The organism is Pseudonocardia xinjiangensis (assembly GCF_050948425.1).
GTDB classification, from domain to species: domain Bacteria; phylum Actinomycetota; class Actinomycetes; order Mycobacteriales; family Pseudonocardiaceae; genus Pseudonocardia; species Pseudonocardia xinjiangensis.
The window spans coordinates 5838755-5863764 of record NZ_CP192009.1; the positions used below are offsets into that span (position 1 = coordinate 5838755).

The following is a 25010-nucleotide window of genomic DNA, read 5'->3' on the forward strand; positions in this document are numbered from 1 at the left end:
GCCGACTACACGGCATCCGATGCGGCAACCCGGGGACGGATCCGGCCGTGGACCTAGCTCCGGCGCACCATCAGCCGTTGCAACAGCTCGTTCTCGAGCTCGTCGGCCTCCTCGTCGGACAGCTCGCCGCTCTGGCGGGCCTCGTCGATCCGCTCCAGCTGGGCGCGGATCCGAGCCGGGTCGTAGTACTGCTCCTCGGCGTGTTCCCGGATCTGCTCAGCCATCCACAGGACACCGCGAACAGGAGCGAGCGGCAGGGTGAGCAGACCGGTCAGCAGGCCCACGCGATCACTCCGCCGGGATGAAGTCGTACGGCGCCAGCGGACCGAGCAGCCGGAGCCGTATCCGGCCGTCCAGCTCGGTGCCCACACTCTCCACCGCCTCGTCGAAGTCGCCCAGGCGGTCACGCTCCACCAGGAAGGCCGCGTTGACCACGTCCTCCGGCTGGCCCGGCTGGTTGGCCACGACCGCTACGGCGAACGGTTCCAGGCGCTCCAGGATCTGCGCCGCGTCACCCTCGCGCTGCTCCTCGAGCACGTTGACGACCAGCTCGCCCAGCCGGACGCGGTCGTAGTACGAGGCGTCCTCGGGCAGCTCGCTGATCTTGTCCTGCAGGGCCCGGATCTCGGCGTTGGACTGCAGGACCTCGCCCAGCACCGAGTCCTCCACGTAACGGCCCTTCAAGGTGTACTGAACCCTGCCCTCGAGGTCGTCGAGGACCGACAGGAAGTGGTCCTGGTTCGGCGCGAGCAGCTCCTCGACCACGGCGTCCTCCGCGGTGACGGCAGGGAACCGCATCGGGAGGACGGCGGCGTTCGCCGCCACTGCATCGACCACCGCCTCGTGGGCGAGCAGGTCCTTGCGGGTGCCGAGCGGGCGGTCCAGCGGGACGTCGCTGACGATCGCCGCGACCTCACCGTGCTCCATCGTCGACACCTGGCCCGACGGTCCGAGGCCCTCCAGCCCGGCGGGCAGCTCCGTGCCCACCCGGACGAGCCCGTAGACGTAGACCGGGACCACCTGTTCCTCGTCGCCCTCAGGCGTCTGCATGTCGCTCACGGCCTCGCTCATTCGTCACGCTCCCGCTGACGGGGACGCCGGCGCACCGGCTCCCGATCCTCCCGCCCACTGCTGAGCAGCTCGCCGACCTTGTCGACGGCCGCGTCGAGCGCGCCGGAGGTCTTCCCCTTGGCGCCGCCCTCGGTGATGCTCTGCGTCAGCTCACCCAGGTCCTTGGGCTTGGCGCCCTTGCCGTAGAGGTCGGCGCGGTTGGTCGCCTCGGCGAAGCGCAGGAACGTGTCCACGCTCGCCACGACGATCCGGGCGTCGATGGTCAGGATCTCGATCCCGACCAGGGACACACGCACGAACACGTCGATCACCAGGCCCTTGTCGAGGATGAGCTCGATGACGTCCGCGAGCCCACCTCCCGGGCCACCGCCGCCTCGCTCGACGACGCCACCCCCGCCGCCGCCTCTCTGTGCCGACACTGTCATTCGTCATCGCCCCCGTCGTGATCTCGACGCCGCCACCGGTCGGCGGGCCTCCTCGGCCCCTTCGTCGTCCGAGTCCTCGTCGGCCTCGGCGACCTCCTCCGGCTCCTCGTCGACGTACTCGTCCTCGGCCTCGTCGTCCTGGTACTCGTCGCCCGTGTCGGCGTACTCGTCGTCCTCGTCGTAGGCCTCGTCCTCCTCCTCGTACGCCTGGCCGTTGACGGCGCCACCGTCGGCGTCCTCGGTGTCCTCGTCGCCCTCCTCGGACTGGTCCTCGGCTGCCTCGCGCCCGGTGTCCTCGTCGCCCTCGGTCTCCTCGTCGGCGCCTTCGGCACCGGCGGTGTCCTCGGCGGCCTGGTCCTCCTCCTCCTGGGCGCGCTGCTCCTCCTCGATGGCCTCCTCGTGGGTCTTGGTGACCTCGCTGTCGTGGATCTCGCCGCGCCAGCCCTCGACGTCCTCCTGGTGGATCAGGACGTTGCTCATCGCGTGCCGGCGGAAGTGCTGGAACTCCAGCCGGGCCCGGCGGCCCTGGGCGCGCCAGAGGTTGCCGGTGCGCTCGAACAGACCCTGCGGGTAGTACTCGAGGATCAGCGCGATGTGAGTCAGGTTGGGGCCGAGAGCGGTGAAGCTGACCCCGCCGTCGACGTGGCCCTTCGGGCCCTTCGACCGCCAGACGATGTGGGAGTCGGGCACCTGCTCGACGACCGTCGCCTCCCACGTCCGGTGCGACAGGAAGACCTGCGCCTTCCAGTTCATCTTCTCGTCCGACGCCTGCTCGACGCTCTCGACCTTCTTCATGAAGGTCGGGAAGTCGGCGAACTGGGTCCACAGGTCGTAGGTCGTGCGCAGGGGCAGGCCGACGTCCTGGCTCTCGCTGATGACGGTGACCTTCAGCTTCTTCTGGCCGCCCGAGCCCCCGCCGCCACCGAAGGCGTTCTTCATCTTGTCCTTGAGGGCGGTGAACCCCCGCTTCAGCAGGCCGGGGCGCGACTCGTCGTCGTCACCCTCCTCACCGTCGTCCTCGTCGCTCTCGGCGCGCTCCTTGCCGCTGAGCGCGGTCCGCAGGCCCTGCCCGCCGTTCTCGGCGACGCCGGTCAGGCGCTCGGACAGGCCGCTCACCCGGTCGGTCGCGGCCTCGGCGGCACGCTGCACGAGCAGGCCGAGCAGGCGCTGCCCGGCATCCTTCAGCGCGTCCGTGGGCAGCGCGTCGCTGAGGCTCGGCTTGTCGGTCGTCTCAGCCATCGCCGTCGCTCCGTTGGGTCCGTGCGGTCCGGCCGGTCTTGCGGCCGGCCGTGGACTTGCTCGCGCCGCGACCCGCACCCGAAGCCGGGGCTGCCGTCCGCTTGAGCGTCGCCGTGGCGGCCGCTGCGTTCTTGCCGGCGCGGGCAGGCGCCGCCTTCGTCGAGCGCGTCCTGGGCCGGGCCGCGGGCTTCGGCTCGGGCTCGGGTTCCGGCTCGTCCTCGTAGTCGTCCTCGTCCTCCGCGGCAGGCGCGCGGTCGTCGTCGACGACGTCCTCGTCCTCGTACTCGTCCGTCTCGGGCTCGGCCTCCTCGTCGGCCTTCCGCCGGCGCGGTGCCGCGACGTCGCCGAGGGACTCCACCCTCTTGCCGACCCGGTCAGTGAGCGACTCGACCTGGCGAGCGGCCACTGCCAGCGCGGCGCTCTTGCCGGCCTCCAGGAGCCGGCCGCGCACCTCATCGGTGAGCCGCGACAACTCGGGCGAGCTGTTCAGGAGCTTCGTCCCGGTCTTCAGTAGCTCGCCGGGACCTCCCGCCCGCCGCCCGGCAGCCATCCCGCCCAGCATCATGGCGAGCTTCATCTTCTTGGTTCGTCCGAGGAAGTAGCCGCCGACCACGCCGAGGGCTACTCGGGCTCCACACTTCACTGGATCTCCTCTGTCCGTAGTCGCGGATGTCAGTTATTTGTTGGTTTCGGCAATCGTGTGAAACGACAACCATCGCGCCGAAACCATTCCGACGCAATACGCGCCTCCTGACGGCCGCCACAACGACTACCCCCGGTGAAGGCCGCACACACGCCTGCGGGTCACTCACGGAAGAATCTTCGTGAAATTAGGCCGTTCGGCGCAGGGCGCGCCGCCGAGTGCCGGAACTCAGATGGAGTAAAGCTGCCGTGATCGCCACGAAATCACCGGAATGCCCAGTCGGCTGTCGAAGTTCGCGCTCCGGACAGCGCGATCGCCCTCCGCTGCAGGTGGCGCGCAGTGCGGCGCCGGGACGATCCGTCCACCGGATCGTCCGGGGAGCCTGCCGCATCGGACCCATGGTTCCGTCCAGGACAGCCGCGCCGACCACCGCCCGGACCATCGCCCGTTGCCCCGGATGGTCCGGGCGCGGCGGCACGCGGGCGAGCGCGCCGCGAGCCGACCGGCACCTCGCCGGGTCAGCGCCCTGCCGTCATCGCGAGGCGGCGCGCACAGCCAGCCACACGGCGGCGACGATCAACACGAGCAGGAGCAGGACGACCGTCACCGGCAGCAGGACCAGCGCGAGTACCAGCGCCACGATGATCGCCACGCGGACTCCCGGGCTCAGCGCGCCGAACGCTCCCCGGATCGCTCCCCACACCGGGTTGCGGCCCTGCATCCCCGCCCGGACGCCACCGAGCAGCGCGTTCAGGGGGACGCCGCCGCGGGCCGCGATCTCGTCGAAGCTCTGGGCCAGCGTCTCGACCTTCTCCAACGCGAGCCCGAACGCCCGCTCGAGCACCGTGGCGAGCAGCTTGCGGAGGCTGGCCTTCAACTCCTCGAGAGCCTGCTCGGTGGGCCGGGCGCTGATACCGGCCGGAGCCCCCGGCGCCGCGCGCCCCGTCGTCTCGACCATCAGCCCGTCCTCTTCTCCGTCCACCTCTCCGTTCGAGCAGAACTGCCCGACGGATGGTGCGACCGCGTTCGTCAGATACCCGTCCGCTCGTGCTTCTACTCGATCAGATGCTGTTCGGCGCCGTACTCCATCAGCATGTGTCACGAAACTCGATCTAGCACAACCGCCGGGCGTCGTAATTTCCGACCGGGCCGGGAATAGGCATTCCACGGGCCCTGGGGCCGGTACTCCGGGCCGCCGACTAGCGCCAACACCTCTCGATGCTGGTCTGGGTCCCGCGGTCGAAGTCGGTGTCCATCGTGAACGTCTGCCGAACCCGGCAGATCACCCTTTCCCCGACCCGCACGTCGGCCGGGATCTCGGCGACCAGGTCACCGGTGGCGGCGGCGTCCAGGGCCTCCGCCGGCAACGGCGGCGCGAACCGCACCGAGGAGTAACCCCGACCGGCCGCCTCGGAGAGCTCCACGGCCTCCACGACGGCGGCCACGTCGGCGGCCCAGCTCTGGGCGCGGTACGCGGGGTACGCGACGAGCCCGATGGGGATCATCAGCAGCGCGGCCAGGACGGCCAGCAGGGCGAGGCACACCCCGGGAAGGGAGCCGCCCATCCGAGGGCCCGAGCCCGACTCTCGTTGCATGATCAAACAATGCCATCTCATCCGGATCGTCGGATCGCCGAGACCACGCACACCGGGACGATCGACCGGTGGGTGGGCGAAACCCCGCCCATCAGACGCCCCCACCCGGGAGACTGGACCGCGTGTATGTCCCCGCGCACTTCGCCGCCGACGCCGCCACCGTGCGGAAGCTGCTCCACCGCCCGCAGGCCGCCGACCTGGTCACCATGACCGACGAGGGGATGCTCGCCACCTTCCTCCCCTTCCTCTTCGACCCGGACGACGGCGAGCACGGCGTCCTGCGCGGCCACGTCGCCCGTAACAACGACCAGTGGCGACGGCCGCCGGTCGGCGAGGCGCTCGTGATCGTGCACGGCCCGGACGCCTACATCACGCCGACCTGGTACGCCTCGAAGGCCGAGCACGGCCGCGTGGTGCCGACGTGGAACTACCTCACCGCTCACGTCTACGGGGAGCTCCGGACCCACGAGGACCCGGCGTGGCTCGATGCGCTGGTCCGCAGGCTCACCGACCTGCACGAGTCGCGCGAACCCGCCCCGTGGTCGGTCGACGACGCGCCGTCCGCGTTCGTGGCCGGGCAGCTGCGCGCGATCGTCGGCGTCGAGGTGGTGATCAGCCGCATCGAGGCGAAGGTGAAGATGAGCCAGAACCGGCCGGCCGCGGATATCGACGGCGTGGTGGCGGGGCTGGACGCCCGGGGCGACGCGCCCATGTCCACCGCGGTGCGGGCCGCCCGCCCGGTCTGATCCGTCCCGCCGCACCCCTTCAGTAATACACGGCATCGTGGAAGGCGATCTCCGCTCGCAGCACGCCGCTGAACCAGCGGTCCAACTCGGTGTCGCCCACCTCGCTCGGGTCCAGGGCGTCGATGTCGGCGCGCAGCGCGTCCACCTGGGCGAGGAACGCGGGTGCGGTGTGCAGGTCGATCCACTCCTGCAGGTCGGGCGCTCGGCGGGCCGGGATCTCCGCCGCCGAGGCGCACCAGCGCGCGTACATCGTCTCGGCCGCGAACATCCCGGCCACCGCGGCGGCCCGCCCATCAGACCCCACCTGCGCGAGGACGACGTCCGACAGCACGGCAGCGCGCCGCAACGTCGGCTCGTCCGCGCCGGCGGGCACGGGCCAGCGCCCGCGCAGCCCGGCGAAGTAGTCCCGCTGCTCGGTCACCAGGTTGGTGAGCGAACGAGCGTGTGGCAGCACGGCCTCCCAGGCGTCCGACTCCCAGACCACCCGGCCCAGCACCCGGGCCGCGGTCAGCACGAACGCCTCCTCCACCAGGAGGTAGCGGGCGAAGTCGGCGGCGCCGAGCGTGCCTTCGACCGCCTCGCGGACGAACCGGACGCCGCACGCCTCGTCGAGCAGCGCGGTGTGCCGCGCCACCAGCGCCACCGAACGGGCCCCGCTCATGCCCGGACCAGCCAGCGGACGAGGCCGTCGAACAGGTCGGCATAGCCCGGCCACTGCTCGCAGAACGCCACCGGTGCCCAGTGCGGGGAGCAGTCGGAGGTGAACGCGGCGGCCCGGCCGGAGCCGTAGGGGGCGAGCGCCACCAGCGGGTCGCCGTTGATCAGGGCCGGCACCTCGGCCCCGTCCCTGGCCACCACCCGGTTGTAGCCGAGCAGCGGTGGCCAGGCCGTGCCGGCGCCGCCCAGCGCGGCATGCGCGGCGTCCACGACGAGCGGGACGGCGCCTGCCGGGCACTCGACCCGGTCGTCCTCGGCGAGTATCTCCACCGGCAGCAAGTCGGCCAGCACGGTCTGGCGGAACGCCGCCCGCGCCTGGAACCCGCTGAAGGACAGGTAGCCGCCGATCATCAGCACCGCCCCGCCGCCGCCCACCCAGTCACGCAGCGCGGCGAGCCGGTCCGGTCCCGGCTCACCCCGTTCGAAGACGCCGGGTGAGAGCTGGATGGAGTTGGCCCCGATGTCGGAGAGGACCACCAGGTCGTAGCCGCCCAGGCTCTCCGCGTCGCCGGGGAACTCGGTGGGGACGCGGTGGGCCGGCAGGTGCACGACGTGGTGACCGCGGGCCGTGAGCGCGTCCCGCAACGGGCCCACACCCTCCACGTAGGAGTGGACGGTGAACTCGTCGACCCCCTTGACGTGCGTCGAGGTGGTCATCCAGCTCTCGCCGGCGATGAGGATCCGGGCCAATTCAGCGTCCTTCCGCTGCAGCGTTGTCGAACAGGGCGGGCGGGTTGTCGGTCATGAGGGCGGCCACGACCTCGCCGGGCAGCCCGCACCGGCGCAGGCGGTCGGCGAACACGAGCGGGACGTAGGCGAGGCCGTTGCCCCCGAAGCGGGTGAGCATGGCCTTGAGGAACAGGTCGTGCGACAGCAGCAGCCGCCCCGCGTGGCCCGCCTCGACCAGCGCGACCACGGCAGCGGCGGTGTCGGCGGGGGACGGCGACTGCCCCTCGCCGGGGAAGTGGAACGGCATCCCGATCATGTCGAACTCGAGGAACACGCCCCGGTCGGCGACGGCGCGCTGGTAGTCGCGGTCGGGACCCGAGGGGTCCATGTGGCAGAGCACGACGGCGCCCGGTGCCACCCCCTCCTCGTCGAGCACGACCCGCAGCACCTCGTGCGCCCGGCGCTGCCAGCCGGGCAGGTGCACGAAGAGCGGCACCCCCACCTCGCGCTGCGCCCGGCAGGCTGCGCGCAGGGCCGAACGCTCGGCCGCGGTGAAGGCCGGGGACACGCCGATCTCGCCGATCACACCCGGCCGCAGCTCACGGGCCGGATCGAACTCCGCCACCAGGCCGGCGGCGAGCCGGTCGACCGGCGTCGTCGCGAGGCCGGGCGGGTGCGTCGCCTCCAGGTACCAGCCCGAGCCCATCACCACGCGCACGCCGGTGGCCAGGGAGAGCCGCCGCAGGCGTCCGGGGTCGCGCCCGATCCCGGGCGGGGTCAGGTCGACGACGGTCCCGCCACCGACGGACGCGAAGCCGGCCAGGTCGGCGGCCGTCGCGGCGTCGTCGTCGAGACGACAGTTGTCCCTGCTCTCGTAGGGGTGCTCGGCGAGCACCCAGGCCGTGTCGGCGCGCACCGGCCCGGCCAGGAGCGCGGCGACGCGCGGGTCCGCCGCCTCCCGGAACGCGACCCCCACGTCGTTCGCGAGGTGCTCGTGCGGCAGGACCAGCCCGAGACCGGTGGAGTCGACGGTGCCGGTGACGGTGCGCACGGCGGTCACGGTCGGCTCGTGATCCTGCGGAGCAGCGGCCCGATGCCCCTGCCGCGCAGGTTGATCCAGATCACGAGGATCAGCACGGCGCCGGTGATGATCGGCGTCAGGTACGGGCTGACGCTCATCAGCGTGAGCCCGTTGGCGATCATCCCGGTGAGGATCGCGCCGATCAGCGTGCCGACGATCGTCCCGCGGCCGCCCAGCAGGCTCGTGCCACCCAGCACCACCGCGGCGATGACGGTCAGCTCGAACCCCTGCGCGGAGTTGGCCGACCCGGAGCCCAGCCGGGCGGCGATGAGGATGCCGGCGACCCCGGCCGCCAACCCGGAGAAGCCGAGCGCGGCCATCTTGACCAGCCGGACGTTGACCCCGGCCCGGCGCACGGACTCCTCCGCGGCACCGATCCCGATGACGTACTGCCCGAAGCGGGTGTGGTGCAGCAGCACCAGGCCGAGCGCGGTCACCACCAGACCGATCCAGGCGCTCAGGGAGAAGCCGAGCCACCTGGCCTCGCCCAGCCGGGCGAAGAAGGTGGTCGACGCGATGGGCACGGAGAACCCCTCGGTGCGCAGCAGCGCGACGCCACGCACCACCGAGAGCGACGCCAGGGTGACGATGAACGCCGGGATGCCCTGGTAGGCGGTGAACCACCCGTTGACCAGGCCCCAGCCCAGGCCCATGAGCAGCCCGGCCAGCAGGACGACCGAGGAGTCCCAGCCGGCCAGCAGCAGCTGCGCGCAGACGGCGGAGACGAACGCGACGATCGACCCGACCGACAGGTCGATCTGCCCCGCGGTGATCACGAAGGTCATCGCCACGCCCACGATCAGCGTCGGCGCCACCTGCGTGGCGAGGTTGGAGACGTTGGCGAAGGTCAGGAAGTCGGCGTCGGCCACCGAGAAGAACACGAAGACCAGCAGCGTCACCGCGGCCATGACCAGGGTCGCCTTGTTGGTGCGTGCCCACAAGGACGGCGGCCGGGCGAGCCGCACCGCGGTGGGCGCGGGTGAACCGGTGGACGTGGTGGTGGTCATGCCGAGGCCTCCCGCTGCTCGGACCGGGTGATCAGACCGACGAGCCGTTCGATGTCCAGCTCACCGATCGGCACGTCGTCGACGCTCGTGCCCTCGTACATCACGGTGATCCGGTGGCAGACCCGGAACAGGTCCTGCAGCCGGTGGGTGATGAGGATGACCCCGACGCCGCGCGCCGCGACCTCGCCGATCAGCCGCAGCACCGACTCCACCTCGGCCACGGCCAGTGCCGCCGTCGGCTCGTCGAGGATGAGCACGTCGGGGGCGAAGGAAACCGCCCTGGCGATGGCCACCGTCTGGCGCTGGCCACCGGAGAGCGTGCCGATCTCCTGGTGGGTACTGGCCACCTTCACGTCCAGCTCGGCCAGGATCCGCGCGGCCTCGGCGTGCATCGTCGTGCGATCGATGAACGGGCCCCGGCGCGGCTCGCGGCCGAGGAAGAGGTTGCCGGCCACGTCGATCGTGTCGCAGAGGGCCAGGTCCTGGTAGACGATGCCGATCTTCTCGGCCCTGGCGTCCGACGGGTTGGCGAACCGGACGGCGCGGCCGCGCACCCGGATCTCGCCGTCGTCGTGCTGCACCGCGCCGGCGAGCACCTTCATCAGCGTGGACTTGCCCGCGCCGTTGTCACCGACGAGGCCGAGGACCTCCCCGCGGCGCAGGGTCAGGTCGACGCCCCGCAGCGACCGCACCGGCCCGAACGACTTGGTGATACCCCGCAGCTCGACGAGGAGAGCGTCGGTCATCCGGTCACTTCCCGAGGTAGACGGTGTAGTCGCCGACGTTCTGCGGCGTCACGATGTGGATGTCGACGGGGTTCTGCCTCGGCACGGGGTTGTGGCAGGACAGGTCGATCGCCGCAGCCATCGACCGGTACCCGAACTCGAAGCTGTCCTGCTGCACGACGGCGGTGATCCAGCCGGCCTTGAGACCGTCCACGGCCGGGTCGGAGAGGTCCCAGCCCACCACCTTCACCCGGTCCTGCGCGCCCTGGCTGCGCACCGCGGCCGCCAGCCCGATCAGCGCCGGCTCACCGGTGGCGTAGACGTAGGGCAGGGTGGGGTTGCCGGTGAGCAGGTTCTCGGCGGCGGTCTGGGCGTCCTCCTGGACGTTCTTCCCGTCGACGACGGTGCCGACGGTCATGCCGCCCGCGGTCACCTTGTCCGTGAAGCCCTTCTGCCGTTCGAGCTGGATGGTGCTGTTGAGCGCCCCGACGATGCCGACCTCGCCCTTGCCGCCGGACTCCGACAGGAGCACCTGACCGACCTGCGCTCCACCGTCGGCGTTCGCGGTGCCCACCTGGGTGTCGACCGCGGGGTCGTCGACGACCGCGTCGACGGCGACCACCGGGATGCCTGCCGCATGGGCGGCCCGGAGCGCGGGCTTGATGCCCTCGGTGTCGACGGCGTCGACGATGATCGCGTCGACGTGCGAGGCGACGAGGTTGTCGACGGCGTTGGCCTGGGTCACCGAGTCGTCGTTGCCGGAGATGATCTGCAACTGGACGCCGTGCTGGTCGGCCATCGCCTGGGCCGCCGAGTTGATCTGGTTGAAGAACAGCGCCTGCAGGTTGATCGTCACCAGTCCGACGCGCAGCGGGTGGTCGGGCGTGCAGCCGACCGGCTGGGACTTCGGCGCCGGCAGGGAAGCGGCGGCCACGCTCGGTGACGATCCCGGCGCTCCCGCCGAACCGGCCGGTGGCGCGCTGTCGCAGGCGGCGAGGGTGAACAGGCAGGCGGCGGCCGCCAGGGCGAGCACGCGCTTCATCGAGCCTCCAACAGGATGGGTGGACGGGGAGTCAGGGCGTGCTGTTCCCCGGGACGGCGGTGATCGGTGGAGCCACGACGGCATCGACCGCGGACGGGGCCGGCGCGCCGCGCGCGCCGGGAACCGTGCAGGACAGGCTCGCGGCGATCCCGGCGCGCGTGGCCGCTGCGGTCAGGGACAGGCCGGCCTCGACCCCGGCGAGGTACGTGCCGGTGAAGCAGTCACCGGCTCCGGTGTCGTCGACGACCTCCACGGCCAGCGCCGCACCGGACACGGTGGCTCCGTCGGGGGCGCAGAGCGTCCAGCCGCGCGGGCCGTCGGTGACCACCAGAACGGTGCCCGAGACGGCGGCCAATGTGGCCCAGCGGCGCTCCGGAACGTCGAGCATGCCCTCGAGCCTGCGCCGTCCCACCACGACATGACCGGCGTGGCGAACCGCTTCGAGGGCAACATCACGGTCGTCGCACCCGTCGAGGTCGACCGCGAGCGTCAGCGCGGGACGGACGGCGGCGGCGATCTCCGCTGCCCGGTAGCCGTCGAGGTACAGCATGTTGCGCCCCGCCGCCGTCAGCCGGTCGGCGACGGCCGAGACGTGCGCGGCGCCCAGCGCGTCGTCCTCGCTGATCACCGACCGCCTGCCCAGCGCGTCGACAAGGACGATCGCGGTGGACAGGAACGCCGACCGGTCGGTCCAGCTCGGGTCGACGCCGTCGGCGGACAGCTCGGCGAGGAACCGGTCCGACAGCGGGTCGGCACCGACGACGCCCGCGAAGGCCGCCTGCGCCCCGGCCCGCGCGGCGGCGACCGCGGCGTTGGCGGCCATCCCGCCCGGCAGGTGCTCCACGGCGGACGCGTGCAGCCGCTCGTCGGGCCGCGGGAAGCGGGGGACGCGGCCGACCACGTCGAGGTTGGCGTAGCCGCAGAAGACGATCATCAGGGACGACCGGTCACTTGCCTGCGGCGCGGGCGACGGCCCGTACCTTCTCCGGCGCGACCCGGCCCCACCAGCGGCCGTTCTCCTTGGCGGCCGACGCGACGATGCCCCCGTCGCACTCGGCGAACAGCGACTCCACGTTGTCGGGGTTGATGCCGCTGCCGATGATCACCGGCAGCTGGGTGGCGCCGCGGATCCCGGCGACCTCCTCGACCGACGTGGCATGGCCGGTTCGCGAGCCGGTGGCGATGAGCACGTCGGCGTCGAAGAACTCGGCGTCCTCGGTCTGCTCGGCCAGCGTGCGATCGGCGACGATGGCGTGGGCGCCGTGCTTGACGTGGACGTCGGCGAAGACCTTGACCTCGTCGGCGCCGATCGTGTGCCGGTACCGCGTGGTGCGCGCGGCCTGGCCCTCGATGACGCCCTCGTTGGCCACGTAGGCGTTGACCCACTGGTTGACCCGCACCCAGCCGGCCCCGGCGGACCAGGCGGCGGCGACGGAGCACTCGCCTGCGTTGGAGAGCACGCTGACCCCGACCCGGGGCCCGAGCTCGGCCACGACGGCCGCGGTGACGACGCCCATGCCGGCGGCCACCTCGTAGCCGTGCTGGCCGGGCTTGAGGAACGGCAGGTCACCGTGGTTCTCCACGATGACGGAGTCGAAGCCGTTGTCGACGTAGGCCCGCGCCTCCTCCACGGCGAACCGGCACAGCTCGGAGACGGGCTGCCCGCGGTACGCCGGACTGCCCGGCAGCGGGGGCAGGTGGACGGCTCCGATGAGTACGGGTCGCGTGGCGAAGAGCTCGGCGATCGCCGAGGGCTTGCGCGGGTAGACCCCGAGGGGTGCGGTCACGTTCACTTCCCGTCGTCCAGGTTCTGGGTAATCGATTACCCGCCGATGAAGCTAGCTCCGCAGCCCTGCCCTCCGGAAGGGGCAATCGTTTACATTCTTGTTGCGGCGGCCGCCGCGGCCCTCGGGCGGACGAGATGAACGGAGGTCCGGTGGCGAAGGTGACCATCCGCGACGTCGCCGACCGCGCAGGCGTGTCGACGGCGACGGTGTCGCGGGCGCTCTCGGGCGCCAAACGGGTGTCGGCCGCCGTCGAGGACCAGGTCAGGCGCGCTGTCCAGGAGCTCGGCTACTCCGGAAACGGGATCGCCAGCGCGCTGCGCCGCAGCCGCACCGACACCGTGGGCATGATCGTGCCGAGCATCGTCAACCCGTTCTTCACCTCGCTCGTGGAGAGCGTGGAGCACGCCCTGCAGGACGAGGGCCGCCAGCTCTTCCTCTGCTCGTCGCGCTCCGACCCGCAGCTGGAGGAGCAGCGGCTGCGCAGCCTCGTCGCCCGGCAGGTCGACGGGATCGTGATCAGCCCCGTGCACGGCACCGGGAGCACCGCGGCGATCTCCTGGGCCGCCGGCGAGCTGCCGCTGGTGCAGGTCGACCGGTACGTGACCGGGGTGGACAGCGACTGGGTCGGCGTCGACGACGACGAGGCGCTGCGCCTGGTGGTCGAGCACCTGTCGGGCCGGGGCGTGCGCACGGCGGCGTTCATCAGCTCCCGGCTCACCAGCTCCTCCACCGAGCTGCGGGTGGCGGGCTTCCAGTCGCACACCGCACGGCTGGGCATCGCCGTCGCCCCCGGCGCGCTGCTGCTGGGCGAGTACTCGATCGACTGGGGCCGCACCGCCATGCAGCGGCTCCTGGCGGCCGGTCCGCTGCCCGACGCGGTGGTGTGCGCCGACGACCTCATCGCGCTCGGCGTGCTGCAGGCGTGCAGCACCGCCGGGGTGGCCGTGCCGGGGGACGTGCTGGTCACCGGCTTCGACGACATCCCGTTCGCCGCGCTCAGCGACCCGCCGCTGACCACCGTGCGCCAGCCGCAGGCCGCCATCGCGACCGAGGCGGTGCGCCTGCTGTCGCAGGCGTTCCGGGAGCCGCCCCACGAACCGGCGCGGCTCGCCCTCGCCCCCAGCCTCGTGGTGCGGGCCAGTACCGGCGGCTGACGCGCGTCACACCAGCGGGTCGCCGGCGTGCTCGATCTGGGTGCGGACGCTGAACGCGGGCCTGAGCATCATCGTCAGCTCGGTGCGCTCCAGCGCGTCCGCCAGCTGGTGGGCCTCGTCGGGCTCCAGCCGGAACCCGAGCACCACGCGCCGGTAGAACAACGTGGGCGGACCCGCGTCCAGCGTGACCACCACCTCGATGTCGCCCGGGTCGCCGTCGCGTTCCAGCTGGGTGCGCACCGTCATCGCGCTGCACGCGGCGAGCGACGCCGTGAGCAGCTCCAGCGGGGTGGGGCCCTTCCCCTGGCCGTCGTCGGCGTGGTCGGACACCACCTCGTGCGCGCCGAGCTGTACCTCGACGGCCCGGCCCGCCGTTGCCGCCAGCCGCGCGTCCGCCGACGCGAGGGGCATCTGCATGGTCATCGCGGCAGCCTATGGCTCCTCGGTGATGGGCAGCAGCACCTGGAAGCGGGTGTCGCCCGGCTCCGACTGCACGCGCAGGTCACCGTGGTGGCGGGTGACGATCACCCGGTAGCTGACGTCCAGGCCGAGCCCCGTGCCGCGCCCCACCGGCTTCGTGGTGAAGAACGGCTCGAAGATCCGCTGCCGGACCTCGGGCGGGATGCCGGGGCCGGTGTCGCCGATCTCGATGAGCACGCAGTCCTCGACCCTGCTGGTGCGGACGGTGAGCGTGCCCGCGCCGTCCATGGCGTCGATCGCGTTGTCGATGATGTTGGTCCAGACCTGGTTGAGCTCGGCCGGGTACGCCGGGACCAGCGGCAGCGTCCGGTCGTAGTCCTTGGCGATGCCGATCCCGCTCTCCTCCCCCAGCTTCCGCCCGAACATCACCAGCGTGGCGTCGAGGCCCTCGTGCACGTCGATGAAGCGGTGCGGCGCCCGGTCCATCTGCGAGTACTGCTTCGCCGCGAGCACGAGATTCGAGATCCGTGTGGTGGCGTCGAGGATCTCGCGCAGCAGGCTCTCGGTCTCCACGGTGTAGGCGAGCCAGCGGATCGCGCCTTCCAGCGTGGTCTCGTTGGTGGCCGTGTGCAGGGCGTCCAGGTCCTCCACGCCCAGGCCACCGGCGACGAAGACCGGCGCCAGGTCCCAGCTGCCGTCGATGCCGTGGTCGTCGAGCCAGTCGCCCAGCTCGTCCTCCCGGTCACTGGCCTCGATCGCGGAGAGCGAGGGCGCGTTGCGGACCTTCTTGACGAACTCGTCCTGGGCCATCACCAGCTTCTTCAGCTGGTCACCCGCGATCTTTCCGTCGGCGATCATGGCGAGCTTCGCGCGCATCCCGGCGACCTTGTCCCGCAGGGTGTCGGCGGCCCGGCCCGCCGCGGCGGCCGGGTTGTTCAGCTCGTGGGTGAGGCCGGCCGACAGCTTGCCCAGCGCGAGCAGCCGCTCCCGCTCCGAAACGAGGGCGCTGTTGCGGCGCAACCCCAGCAGCATCCCTTCGAGCAGGTGCACCGCCATCGGGAACCACCGCGCGAAGACCTTCGCGAACTCCGTGGCCGGGAGGGCGAGCACGACGCTGTCGGTGACGGCGCGCACCGTCATCGCGTAGTCCCTGGCCGTCTCGTCCTCGAGGTAGAACTGCACGGCCCCGAAGTAGACGCCCCGCTGCTCCGTGCGGCCCGTCTCCACCACATCGCCGGAGATCAGCCGGCTCATCGCGATCGTGCCCGACAGCAGCACGTGGAAGCACCGGGCGGGCTCTCCTTCGACGACGATGTCCTCGCCGCGGGGCACCTCCACCACGTCGCTGTTCTCGACCACCCAGCCGAGCTGGTCCTCGTCGAGCTCGGCGAACAGGAACAGGTCGCGCAGCTCGTCGGGCGACGGCCGGACCGGCGCGCTCACTGCTCCGCCAGGAAGCGGTGGACGAGTGTGACGGCCATGGCGCCCTCCCCGACGGCCGAGGCGACGCGCTTCACCGAGTCGGCGCGCACGTCCCCCGCCACGAACACGCCGGGCACGCTCGACTCCAGGTGGTACGGATCCCGGTCCAGCGGCCAGCCCGGCGGTCGCTTGCCGTCGACCACCAGGTCGGGACCGGTGCGGACGAAGCCGCGCTCGTCGCGTTCGACGACGCCGTCGAGCCACTCGGTGCGCGGTGCCGCCCCGATGAAGACGAACATCGACGCCGCCTTCACCGACTCGACGGCCCCGCTCTGGCGGTCGCAGATGGTGAGGGACTGCAGGTGGCCGTCGCCATGCGCCTCCACGACCTCGGTCCTGGTGCGGACCGAGATGTTGTCGATCGCGTCCAACTGCTTGATCAGGTAGGTCGACATCGACGCCTCCAGGTCCGGTCCGCGCACCAGCACCGTGACGGTGGCGGCGTGCCTGGAGAAGAACACCGCAGCCTGACCGGCGGAGTTGGCGCCGCCGACGATGTAGACGTCCTCGCCCCTGCAGCCGGGTGCCTCGGTGGCGGCGGAGCCGTAGAACACCCCGCGCCCGGTGAGGTCGGCGATCCCCGGCGCGTTCAGGTTCCGGTAGGACACCCCGGTGGCGAGCACCACGGCGTGGGCGGCGATCTCGCTGCCGTCGCCGAACCGCACGACCCGGGCCGACCCGCGCGCCTCCAGCGCGACCACGTCACGCGCGGTGAGCACCTCGGCGCCGAACTTCGCGGCCTGGCGCCGCGCCCGGTCGGTGAGCTGTGCACCGGAGACACCGTCGGGGAAGCCGAGGTAGTTCTCGATCCGCGAGCTCTGCCCGGCCTGACCGCCCGTGGCCTGCCGCTCCACCAGTACGGTGCGCAGCCCCTCCGAGGCCCCGTAGACCGCCGAACCGAGCCCGGCGGGCCCGCCACCGATCACGATCAGGTCGTAGAAGTCCGACACGGGGTCGGTGGTGAGCCCGCAGGCCGAGGCGATCTCGGAGTCCGACGGGGACCGCAACGCCGTGCCGTCGCCGGTGATCACCAGCGGCACGTCGTCGGGCGAGGCACCCGCCGCCTCCAGCAGGCGCGCGCCCTCCGGCTCGTCGATCGAGTAGTAGCGGTAGGGCACCGAGTTGCGGGCCAGGAAGTCGCGCGCCGCGAAGCACTCCGCCGACCACCGGTGCCCGACGACGCGGATCTCCTCGACCGGCCGGACCCCGACCGCGCGCCACGTCTCCACCAGCGCGTCGATCACCGGGTAGAGCTTCTCCTCCGGCGGGTCCCACGGCTTCAGCAGGTAGTGGTCGACGTCCACGACGTTGATCGCCTGGATCGCGGCGTCGGTGTCGGCGTAGGCGGTGAGCAACGCCCGCCGGGCATGCGGCGCGACGTCCATCGCCTGTTCGAGGAACTCGATGCCGTTCATCTCCGGCATCCGGTAGTCGGCCAGGATCGCGGCGACGGGCTCACCGCGCAGCGTCAGCTCGCGCAGGGCCTCCAGCGCCTCCCGGCCGGACTCCGCGCGGACGACGCGGTAGTCCTGGCCGTAGCGGCGACGCAGGTCGCGAGCCACGGATCGGCTCACTCCCGGGTCATCGTCGACGGTCATGAGGACGGGCTTGGTCATGGGGCTCCTGCCGGACGTGCCATTCCGTCGATAGTGCCCGCGCAACGGTGCGCGGCGCTGGTGTCGTCCGCCGACGGCGAACGCACCCGTTGAACCTAACCCCGGAGGCGCCGCCGCCGCGAGGCTCTTGTCCGGTTACTGCTCCGCGCGGCGGCACCAGGACCGTCGCGTGGGTGAGCGGACATCCGGGGTGAGGCAGCGGCGGCTGCCGGGGCCACCCCGCGAGTCGCCCGTTCCCCGCGCGCGAGTCGCCCCCTTCGCGCGCGCGAGTCGCCCGCTTCGCGTGCGCGAGTCGCCCGTTTCGCAGCAGGAACGGGCGACTCGCGCACGGGGCCCGGCCACGCCAGCAGCGTCATGGTCCCGTGTCGCTGTTGTGCGGCTGCGGTGACCGCGTCATGTGTCCATGACGCGGTCGGGGTGGTGCGGCGCGTCAGAGCGCGTCGGTGGTGACCGTCCCGTTGATCCGCCGCGGCAGGCCCAGCGGGTTGTCGTCCCGCAACGCCTCGGGCAGCAGTGCCTGCGGGGTGTTCTGGTAACAGACGGGCCGCAGGAACCGGCGCACCGCGGTGGTGCCCACCGAGGTGTGCACCGAGGCGGTGGTGGCCGGGTACGGGCCGCCGTGGTGCATCGCCGCGGCCACGGCAACCCCCGTGGGCCAGCCGTTGTAGACGAGCCTGCCGGTGCGCTCGCGCAGCAGGTCGAGCAGCGGCGGCAGCGTGGGCGCGTCGGCGTCCTCGGCGTGGACGGTGGCCGTCAGGTTGCCGCCGAACGCCTCCGCGGCGGCGTGGAGCTCGTCGGGGCCGTTGTAGGAGACCACGATCGATGTGGGCCCGAAGCACTCCTGCAGCAGTGGCTCGGGGTCGGCGAGCAGTTCCTTGGCGGTGGTGGCCAGGAGCGTGGGCGCCACTCCCGCCTCGACCTCGTCGCCGTGGACGAGCGTGCGCACCGGGCCGAGCCCTTCGAGGCGGTCGCGCTCCTCCGCGTGGGCGGAGCGGATGCGGTCGTTGAGCATCCCGGCGGCTCCCGTGCCGCGGACCGCGCTGACGAGCCGCTCCTCCAGCCCGTGCCCCTCGGGGAGGAACAGCAGGCCGGGCTTCGTGCAGAACTGGCCGGTGCCGAGGGTGAACGAGGCCACGTACCCGTCGGCGATGGCCTCGCCCCGCGCGGCCACCGCGGCAGGCGTGACGAACACCGGGTTGAGGCTGCCCAGCTCGCCGTAGAAGGGGATCGGCTCGGGGCGGGCGGAGGCGATGTCGAGCAGGGCCCGCCCACCACGGACCGAGCCGGTGAACGCCGCCGCCTTGATCCTCGGGTCGGTGATCGCCGACGTGCCGGCGTCCATGCCGTGCACGACCGCGAACGTCCCGTCGGGTGCACCGGCGGCGCGCAGCGCGTCGGCCAGCACCTCGCCCGTGCGCTGCGACAGCTCCGGGTGCCCGGGGTGCGCCTTGAGCACCACGGGAGAGCCCGCCGCCAGCGCCGACGCGGTGTCGCCGCCGGGCACGCTGAACGCGAACGGGAAGTTGCTCGCCGCGAACACCAGCACCGGGCCGAGCGGCACCAGCATCCGGCGCAGGTCGGGCCGCGGGACGGGGGCCGCGTCCGGGTCGGCCGTATCGATGATCACCTCGAGGTAGGAGCCCTCGTCGAGCGCGTCGGCGAACAGCCGCAACTGGCCGCTGGAACGGGCCACCTCGCCCGTCAGCCGCGCCTCCGGCAGCGCCGACTCGGCGACGGCGATCGGGACGAGCTCGCCCGCAGCGGCGTCGAGCGCGTCGGCGGCGGCGCGCAGCAGGGCCGCGCGCTCGGCGGGGCGCAACGCGGCCAGCGGGCCCGCCGCACGGGCGGCCGCGGCGAGAACGGCGTCGAGCTCCTCGGGGGTGGTGTCGTTCACAGCTGAACCTTCCTCGCGTCGGGCCGGTCGAGGGCGTCCACCAGCCAGGACATCGGTTCGCGGCCCCGGACGACGGGGTTGGCCAGCGTGCCGACCCCGGCGATCTCGATCTCGATCCGGTCGCCCTCGGCGAGGGAGAAGCTCAGCTCCGGCACGATGCCCGTGCCGGTGGCGAGGATGGCGCCGTCGGGGAAGTCGGTGGGCGCGAACAGCGCCGCGACCAGCTCCTCCAGTGTGCGGTGCAGGCGCGCGGTGCTGGTGTCGCCGGAGAAGACGGTCTCGCCGCCGCGCTGCACCTGGATGGTGATGGCCAGGTCGGTGGCGTCGGGCACCTCCCAGACCGGCCGGATGCCGGTGGCGAGCGCACAGCAGCCGCTGAAGATCTTGGCCTGCGGGACGTACAGCGGGTTCTCGCCCTCGATCGAGCGGGAGCTCATGTCGTTGCAGACGGTGTAGCCGACGATCTCCCCGAACCGGTTGGCGACGAGCGCGAGCTCCGGCTCCGGGACGTCCACGGTGGAGTCCGAGCGCAGCGCCACCGGCTCGCCGTCGGTGACCACGCGCCAGGCCACCGACTTGAGGAACAGCTCGGGGCGCTCGGCGTCGTACACCTTCTCGTACACCGAGGCCTCGCTGCTCTCCTCGACGCGGCCGCTGCGCGAGCGCTCGTAGGTGACGCCGGCCGCCCACACCTCGGTGCGGCCGTCGACGGGAGGCAGGAACGTGACGTCGGCGGCGTCCACGGCGCTGCCGGTGGCGGACGTGAGCCGCTCGCGCAGCTCGTCGCGGGACTCGCGCAGCAGTTCGGCGACGCTGCCCCAGGGCAGCGGGGCCACTGTTGCGCCGTTGCGCAGTCCGACGCGGGGGCCGGGGCCCCCCGGCTCGATGTAGCGGACGATCTCCATGCTCGTGCGCACTCCCATCCTGGCGCGGGCCTCGGCGACCCCCGAACGGGAACTGATCCTATGGTGCAGATCCGGCAGGCGCCGCCCCTGATCCCGACGGCCGGGCCCGGCCTTGCCGCTGGGCGGAACGATCACCGGCGAGTACGTCGTGGGCCTGCGGAGCACCCTCGCGCATCGGGCTTCCTACCGGCGCGTCCACCGGTCGCTCAGCGCCTTCGCCAGCGCAGCAGCGTCGTCGCCCGACGCCCCGCGCACCACGGCAGCGGCGCAGGCCGTCACCTCGATCTCGGCGGCCTTGGCGTCCGTGATCGGCGGCAGCACGGTGGCGGTGCCGACGTGCGAGCCCACGCAGCGGGACCGGGCCAGCCAGCCGCGGTTGCGGGCGAGCCAACCGCGGTTGCGCGCGACGGGGGCGGGGCTCTCGGCCCCGAGCACACCTCGGCACGCACCGGCGGTGACGTCCAGCACCAGCGCGGAGAAACCGGTCACCGTCCGCACCCCGGAGTGCGCGCCCTCCGCACGGGGGCCGCGCGCGTACGCGACCGTTCCCGGGTGGGCGTCGTACGCCTCGGCGGCTTGCTCGAAGTGGTCGAGCTCGTCCGGATGCACGGCGGCGACGACCTCCCGGGCGATGTCCATGAGCCTCTTGTCACGCACTCGGTAGTCCTCCCCGTTGCGAACTCGATCGCCACTGACTCGCCGATCGGGGGACGCCCGTTAGCGGCCCCGGTGTGAGGGGTGGATCACACCGGAAGCGCCGGATGGGCAGAATGCTCCGAATGACCGAGCAGTTCGTCGGCGCGATCACGCTGCCCGACGGGACCGCGGTGCGCGGGCGCGGCCGTCGCCAGCCCCTTCCGCCCGGCCCGCTCCCCACGTACGGCCTCTACCTGGGCCGCTCCCCCGACGCGCCGGGGCGCCGGCTCTTCGGGCGCCGCAGGCCCCCCTGGCGTCCGGACTGGCCGGCCGACTGGGTCGACTGGCCCGACTTCCGCGTCCCCCGGGACGGCAGGACGGCCGCCGCGCAGATCGAGCACGCCTACTCGGTGGCGCGGTCCGGGGAACGGGTCGAGGTGGCGTGCGGCGGTGGCACGGGGCGCACCGGCACGGTGATCGCCTGCATGGCGATCCTCGCGGGGCACCCGGCCGACGACGCGGTCGAGTGGGTCCGGCAGCACTACCGGCGCCACGCGGTCGAGACCCGCGGCCAGCGACGCTGGATCACCTGGTTCGCCACGCAGTACCTCGCCAGCGGCGACGCCCGGCCCTGAGCGCAGCCGCGGGTGGAGCGCCGATCAGCTCAGGTGCTCCACCAGCGCCGCCGTCACCTGGGCCGTGGTGGCCGTACCGCCGAGATCGGCGGTGCGGGTCTCCGGCTTCGCGAGCGTGGCCTCCATCGCGGTGACCACGTCGGCGGCCGCGGCCGGATGGCCGAGATGCTCCAGCATCAGCGCCGCCGACCACACCGCCCCGACCGGGTTGGCCATGCCCTGCCCCGCGATGTCCGGTGCCGACCCGTGCACCGGTTCGAACATGGACGGGAACTCCTTGGTGGGGTCCAGGTTCGCCGACGGCGCGATCCCGATCGAGCCGGCGACGGCGGCGGCGAGGTCGGAGAGGATGTCACCGAACAGGTTCGAGCCGACCACCACGTCGAACCGGCCGGGCTGCAGCACGAACTTCGCGGCGAGCGCGTCGATGTGCTCGCTGTCCCACCGCACGTCCGGGTGCCGGGCGGCGCGCTCGGCCACGACCTCGTCCCAGAACGGGAGGGTGTGCACGATCCCGTTCGACTTCGTCGCGGACGTGAGGTACCCGCGACGGGAGGCCGCGAGCTCGAACGCATAGTCGGCGATCCGGCTCACGCCGACGCGGGTGAAGATCGACTCCTGCACGGCCATCTCGTCCGGGAACCCGCGGTTGACCCGGCCGCCGACCTCGCTGTACTCGCCCTCGACGTTCTCGCGGACCACGACGAAGTCGACGTCCTCGGCCCCGCGCAGCGGGCTCTGCACACCGTCGAACACCCGGATCGGGCGCAGGTTGACGTACTGGCGGAACGCCCGGCGGATCGGGATCAGCAGTCCCCACAGCGACACGTGGTCCGGTACGCCCGGCCAGCCCACGGCGCCGAGCAGGATCGCGTCGAACCGGCGGAGCGTCTCGATCCCGTCGGGCGGCATCATCGCGCCCACACGGTCGTAGCGCTGACACGACCAGTCGAACTCGGTGTAGTCGAGGGCGACGTCGTGCCGGGCGCAGACGGCGTCCAGCACGGTGCGGGCGGCGTCGATCACCTCGGTTCCGATGCCGTCGCCCGGGATCACGGCGATCGTCTGCGCGGTCATACGACGCCGAGCCCGAGGACGGCGACCATCACGGGAAGGAACACGACGATGAGTATCGCTCCGATGACGTCGAAGGCGGCGCCGGAGCGAATCATCGTGGTGATCGGCACAACGCCGGACCCGTAGACGATGGCGTTCTGCGGTGTCGACACCGGCAGCATGAACCCGAACGACGCCGCGAACGTCGCGGCCAGCGCGGGCACGAAGGGGTTGACCCCCGCGGCCACCGCGATGGGGATCACGATCGGCACCACCACGGCAGCCGATGCCGTGTTGCTGGTGGTCTCCGACACGAGGATCGCCAGCAGCACCGCGAAGACCGTGATGGTGACGACGTTCGCGAGCCCCAGCCCCGACGACACGGCCTCGCCCAGCGTCCGCGCGAGCCCGGTGTCGGCCAGCAGCGCGCCGAAGATGATGCCGGTACCGAACAGCAGGATCGTGCCCCAGTCGATCTGCTGGGCGTCGCGCCAGCGGAGCGTGAACTCGCGGTTTCCCCAGTCCGTCGGGAGAAGGTAGAGCAGCGACGCCCCGAACACCGCGACGATGCCCTCGTCGAGCCGCTCGCTCACCGCGTCGTAGGCGGCGGAGTCGTTGCCCGCCACGAGCGCGACGATGCCGGGCAGGATCCAGAGCGACACGGTGACGCCGAACGCGATCAGCGTGTTCTTCTCGGCCCGCGACAGCGGACCCAGCGCGGCGCGCTGCTCGACCACGTACTCCGCGACCCCGTCGATGCGGCGGATCTCCGGCTTGTTGAGCAGCAGCAGCACCACGGCCAGCGCCACGAACATCAGCAGGCAGATCGGCACCGCCACCGCCACCCACTGCGCGAAGCTGATGCGCTCCCCCGTGGCCTCCTCGATCAGTCCCCGGCCGATCAGGTTGGGCGGGCTGCCCACCGGCGTCAGCAGGCCCCCCACGCTCGCGCCGTACGCCAGCATCAGCATCAGCGCGGCGCCGACGCGCAGGCGCAACGGGTCGAAGTCCTCCGCCACGAGCCCGCGGTCCTGCATCAGCTTCGCGATCACGCTGAGGATGCCCATCGCGGTGGGCAGCAGCATCGCCACCGTGGCGGTGTTGGACACGAACGCCGAAAGCAGGCACGTCACCGCACCGAACGCGACGATCACCCCGACAGTCGACTGCCCGACCCGCGGCAGCGCCAGTATCCGGAACGCGAAACGCCGCGCGACGCCGTGCTTGAGCATCGCCTGGGCGAGGATGAACGCGCCGATGAACGTGAACACCGTGCTCGACCCGAAGTTGGCCAGCACGTCGTCGGCCGGGGCCACCTGCAGGATCACGATCAGCGCCACGCCGATCAGGCCCCCGATCGGGATGGGCACCGCCTCGCTCACCCACAGCACGATCACGCCGAGCAGGATCCCGGCCAGCACCTGCTGCTGAGGCTGGAGGTTCAGCGGCAGCGCCAGGAACACGATGGTCACGATCGGCGCGAGGAAGAGCCCGACCGTGCGGCGGCCCTTCTCGAACCGCTCCTCCGCCGGGGAGAGCCGTTGCTCCCCGAGACTGCGATAGGTCGCATGCCCGAGCAGGGCCTTGTCGACGTCGGTGCGGGTGCGCTGGCTCTCGGCGGTCATGGTCCCCTCCACGACGACGGGATCAACTCGCAGAGAGTGACACCCGTCACCCCGCGGCGCCAGTCCTGCCCCTCAGAGCGTGCGCGCCACCGCGAAGATCCGCCGGAACGGGAACCACGTGGTGCCGTCCGGGCGGGCGGGATAGGCGGCGCGCAGGCGGGGGGCCAGCTCCGACCGGAACGCGCCGTACTCGTCCGCGGAGAGCGCGTCCCGTACCGGCCGCAACGCCGTGCCGCTGATCCACTCCAGCACCGGGTCGGGGCCGGTGAGCCGCTGCTGGTAGGTGGTCTCCCAGACGTCGACGTCGGCGGCCGCGCCGGCCAGCAGCTCGGCGTACTCGGCCGGTTCGGCCACCGCCAGCTCGCCGCGCAGGTCGATCCGCCCGCGCCACGGCTCCTGCCCGGCCAGCTCCCGGATCAGGGCGTGCGACGGCGCCCCGAGGTTGCCCGGCACCTGCATCGCGAACCACGCACCCGACGGCAGGGCCTCGACCCACCGCGGCAGCAACTGCCGGTGCGACGGCACCCACTGCAGCACCGCGTTGGTGACCACCACGTCGGTGTCCGGCGGCGGCACCCAGTCGACGACGTCGGCCTGCTCCGCCGTGATCCCCCGCTCCCGGGCGGCCGCCACCATCTCCGCCGACGAGTCGAGGGCGACCACCTCGGCGTCGGGCCAGCGCGTGGCCAGCAGGGCGGTGAGGTGGCCCGGACCGCAGCCCAGGTCGACCACCCGGCGCGGGTCCACCGCGCCCACCCGCGCGAGCAGGTCGTGGAACGGACGGGAGCGATGGTCGTCGAAACGCAGGTAGAGGGCCGGATCCCAGGTGGTGGTGCTCAT

At 72.3% G+C, this 25010-nt stretch carries 27 protein-coding genes; 3 read left to right on the forward strand and 24 right to left on the reverse strand.

Annotated elements, in window-relative coordinates; translation table 11 throughout:
- Positions 1–53: 53 nt before the first annotated feature.
- From ACQPZA_RS27420 to ACQPZA_RS27450, 7 genes are all read right to left on the reverse strand, one after another.
- Positions 54–284: a gas vesicle protein GvpG gene (locus ACQPZA_RS27420; RefSeq protein WP_169399619.1), complete on the reverse strand. Its 231-nt coding sequence runs from the start codon at positions 282–284 to the stop codon at positions 54–56.
- Between the two features lie 4 nt (positions 285–288).
- Positions 289–1071 (reverse strand): GvpL/GvpF family gas vesicle protein, encoded by a 783-nt coding sequence (locus ACQPZA_RS27425; protein ID WP_433275061.1) that lies wholly within the window; start codon positions 1069–1071, stop codon positions 289–291.
- Complete coding sequence (gene gvpJ / locus ACQPZA_RS27430) at positions 1068–1496, reverse strand: gas vesicle protein GvpJ (protein ID WP_433275062.1); 429 nt, start codon at positions 1494–1496, stop codon at positions 1068–1070. Before gvpJ ends, ACQPZA_RS27425 begins: the two co-directional genes overlap by 4 nt.
- A gap of 3 nt (positions 1497–1499) precedes the next feature.
- Complete coding sequence (locus ACQPZA_RS27435) at positions 1500–2735, reverse strand: SRPBCC family protein (RefSeq protein WP_433275063.1); 1236 nt, start codon at positions 2733–2735, stop codon at positions 1500–1502.
- Complete coding sequence (locus ACQPZA_RS27440) at positions 2728–3378, reverse strand: hypothetical protein (RefSeq protein WP_433275064.1); 651 nt, start codon at positions 3376–3378, stop codon at positions 2728–2730. The genes ACQPZA_RS27435 and ACQPZA_RS27440 overlap by 8 nt, the downstream gene beginning before the upstream one ends.
- Positions 3379–3910: 532 nt before the next feature.
- Entirely contained in the window at positions 3911–4336 is a 426-nt protein-coding gene (locus ACQPZA_RS27445) for a hypothetical protein (protein ID WP_433275065.1), read from the reverse strand.
- A 241-nt stretch (positions 4337–4577) separates the two neighbouring features.
- Positions 4578–4973, reverse strand: coding sequence for a hypothetical protein (locus ACQPZA_RS27450; protein ID WP_433275066.1), 396 nt, complete (start codon positions 4971–4973; stop codon positions 4578–4580).
- A gap of 122 nt (positions 4974–5095) precedes the next feature.
- Here ACQPZA_RS27450 and ACQPZA_RS27455 point away from each other — a divergent pair, with 122 nt between their 5' ends.
- Positions 5096–5719, forward strand: a complete 624-nt coding sequence (locus ACQPZA_RS27455) for an FMN-binding negative transcriptional regulator (protein ID WP_433275067.1) — start codon at positions 5096–5098, stop codon at positions 5717–5719.
- A gap of 19 nt (positions 5720–5738) precedes the next feature.
- Here ACQPZA_RS27455 and ACQPZA_RS27460 read toward each other — a convergent pair whose 3' ends face one another.
- The 8 genes from ACQPZA_RS27460 to ACQPZA_RS27495 are packed head-to-tail and all read right to left on the reverse strand — an operon-like array spanning position 5739 to position 12747.
- Entirely contained in the window at positions 5739–6380 is a 642-nt protein-coding gene (locus ACQPZA_RS27460; RefSeq protein ID WP_433275068.1) for a TenA family protein, read from the reverse strand.
- Positions 6377–7126, reverse strand: coding sequence for a glutamine amidotransferase (locus ACQPZA_RS27465; RefSeq protein ID WP_433275069.1), 750 nt, complete (start codon positions 7124–7126; stop codon positions 6377–6379). Before ACQPZA_RS27465 ends, ACQPZA_RS27460 begins: the two co-directional genes overlap by 4 nt.
- Before the next feature lies 1 nt (position 7127).
- A complete protein-coding gene (locus tag ACQPZA_RS27470; RefSeq protein WP_433275070.1) occupies positions 7128–8165 on the reverse strand; it encodes a phosphotriesterase family protein in 1038 nt (345 codons plus the stop codon).
- Positions 8162–9193 (reverse strand): ABC transporter permease, encoded by a 1032-nt coding sequence (locus tag ACQPZA_RS27475; RefSeq protein WP_169398139.1) that lies wholly within the window; start codon positions 9191–9193, stop codon positions 8162–8164. Before ACQPZA_RS27475 ends, ACQPZA_RS27470 begins: the two co-directional genes overlap by 4 nt.
- Positions 9190–9939 (reverse strand): ATP-binding cassette domain-containing protein, encoded by a 750-nt coding sequence (locus ACQPZA_RS27480; RefSeq protein ID WP_169398140.1) that lies wholly within the window; start codon positions 9937–9939, stop codon positions 9190–9192. The genes ACQPZA_RS27475 and ACQPZA_RS27480 overlap by 4 nt, the downstream gene beginning before the upstream one ends.
- A gap of 4 nt (positions 9940–9943) precedes the next feature.
- Positions 9944–10960, reverse strand: a complete 1017-nt coding sequence (locus ACQPZA_RS27485) for a substrate-binding domain-containing protein (RefSeq protein ID WP_433275071.1) — start codon at positions 10958–10960, stop codon at positions 9944–9946.
- A 31-nt stretch (positions 10961–10991) separates the two neighbouring features.
- On the reverse strand, positions 10992–11894 hold the full coding sequence (locus tag ACQPZA_RS27490) for a carbohydrate kinase family protein (RefSeq protein ID WP_433275072.1): 903 nt from the start codon (positions 11892–11894) through the stop codon (positions 10992–10994).
- Between the two features lie 13 nt (positions 11895–11907).
- On the reverse strand, positions 11908–12747 hold the full coding sequence (locus tag ACQPZA_RS27495; RefSeq protein WP_169398143.1) for a BtpA/SgcQ family protein: 840 nt from the start codon (positions 12745–12747) through the stop codon (positions 11908–11910).
- 149 nt (positions 12748–12896) lie between these two features.
- Here ACQPZA_RS27495 and ACQPZA_RS27500 point away from each other — a divergent pair, with 149 nt between their 5' ends.
- Complete coding sequence (locus tag ACQPZA_RS27500) at positions 12897–13901, forward strand: LacI family DNA-binding transcriptional regulator (protein WP_433275073.1); 1005 nt, start codon at positions 12897–12899, stop codon at positions 13899–13901.
- Between the two features lie 6 nt (positions 13902–13907).
- On the opposite strand, the gene ACQPZA_RS27505 is transcribed toward ACQPZA_RS27500, so the two are convergent.
- From ACQPZA_RS27505 to ACQPZA_RS27530, 6 genes are all read right to left on the reverse strand, one after another.
- A complete protein-coding gene (locus ACQPZA_RS27505) occupies positions 13908–14324 on the reverse strand; it encodes an OsmC family protein (protein ID WP_169398145.1) in 417 nt (138 codons plus the stop codon).
- A 9-nt stretch (positions 14325–14333) separates the two neighbouring features.
- Entirely contained in the window at positions 14334–15764 is a 1431-nt protein-coding gene (locus ACQPZA_RS27510; RefSeq protein ID WP_433275074.1) for an ATP-binding protein, read from the reverse strand.
- Positions 15761–17419, reverse strand: a complete 1659-nt coding sequence (locus ACQPZA_RS27515) for an FAD-dependent oxidoreductase (protein WP_433275075.1) — start codon at positions 17417–17419, stop codon at positions 15761–15763. The genes ACQPZA_RS27510 and ACQPZA_RS27515 overlap by 4 nt, the downstream gene beginning before the upstream one ends.
- Before the next feature lie 430 nt (positions 17420–17849).
- Positions 17850–19313 carry an aldehyde dehydrogenase (NADP(+)) gene (locus ACQPZA_RS27520; protein ID WP_433275076.1) on the reverse strand — a complete coding sequence of 488 codons (1464 nt, stop codon included), beginning with the start codon at positions 19311–19313 and terminating at the stop codon, positions 17850–17852.
- A complete protein-coding gene (locus ACQPZA_RS27525; protein WP_433275077.1) occupies positions 19310–20230 on the reverse strand; it encodes a fumarylacetoacetate hydrolase family protein in 921 nt (306 codons plus the stop codon). The genes ACQPZA_RS27520 and ACQPZA_RS27525 overlap by 4 nt, the downstream gene beginning before the upstream one ends.
- Positions 20231–20401: 171 nt before the next feature.
- Complete coding sequence (locus ACQPZA_RS27530; protein WP_433275078.1) at positions 20402–20875, reverse strand: hypothetical protein; 474 nt, start codon at positions 20873–20875, stop codon at positions 20402–20404.
- 122 nt (positions 20876–20997) lie between these two features.
- Here ACQPZA_RS27530 and ACQPZA_RS27535 point away from each other — a divergent pair, with 122 nt between their 5' ends.
- A complete protein-coding gene (locus ACQPZA_RS27535) occupies positions 20998–21489 on the forward strand; it encodes a protein-tyrosine phosphatase family protein (RefSeq protein ID WP_433275079.1) in 492 nt (163 codons plus the stop codon).
- A gap of 24 nt (positions 21490–21513) precedes the next feature.
- Here ACQPZA_RS27535 and ACQPZA_RS27540 read toward each other — a convergent pair whose 3' ends face one another.
- From ACQPZA_RS27540 to ACQPZA_RS27550, 3 genes are all read right to left on the reverse strand, one after another.
- The gene (locus tag ACQPZA_RS27540) at positions 21514–22566 is read right to left on the reverse strand and encodes a tartrate dehydrogenase (protein ID WP_433275080.1); all 1053 of its coding nucleotides are present in this window, start codon (positions 22564–22566) and stop codon (positions 21514–21516) included.
- Positions 22563–24170 carry an SLC13 family permease gene (locus ACQPZA_RS27545; protein ID WP_433275081.1) on the reverse strand — a complete coding sequence of 536 codons (1608 nt, stop codon included), beginning with the start codon at positions 24168–24170 and terminating at the stop codon, positions 22563–22565. Before ACQPZA_RS27545 ends, ACQPZA_RS27540 begins: the two co-directional genes overlap by 4 nt.
- 72 nt (positions 24171–24242) lie before the next feature.
- On the reverse strand, positions 24243–25010 hold the full coding sequence (locus tag ACQPZA_RS27550; protein WP_433283016.1) for a trans-aconitate 2-methyltransferase: 768 nt from the start codon (positions 25008–25010) through the stop codon (positions 24243–24245).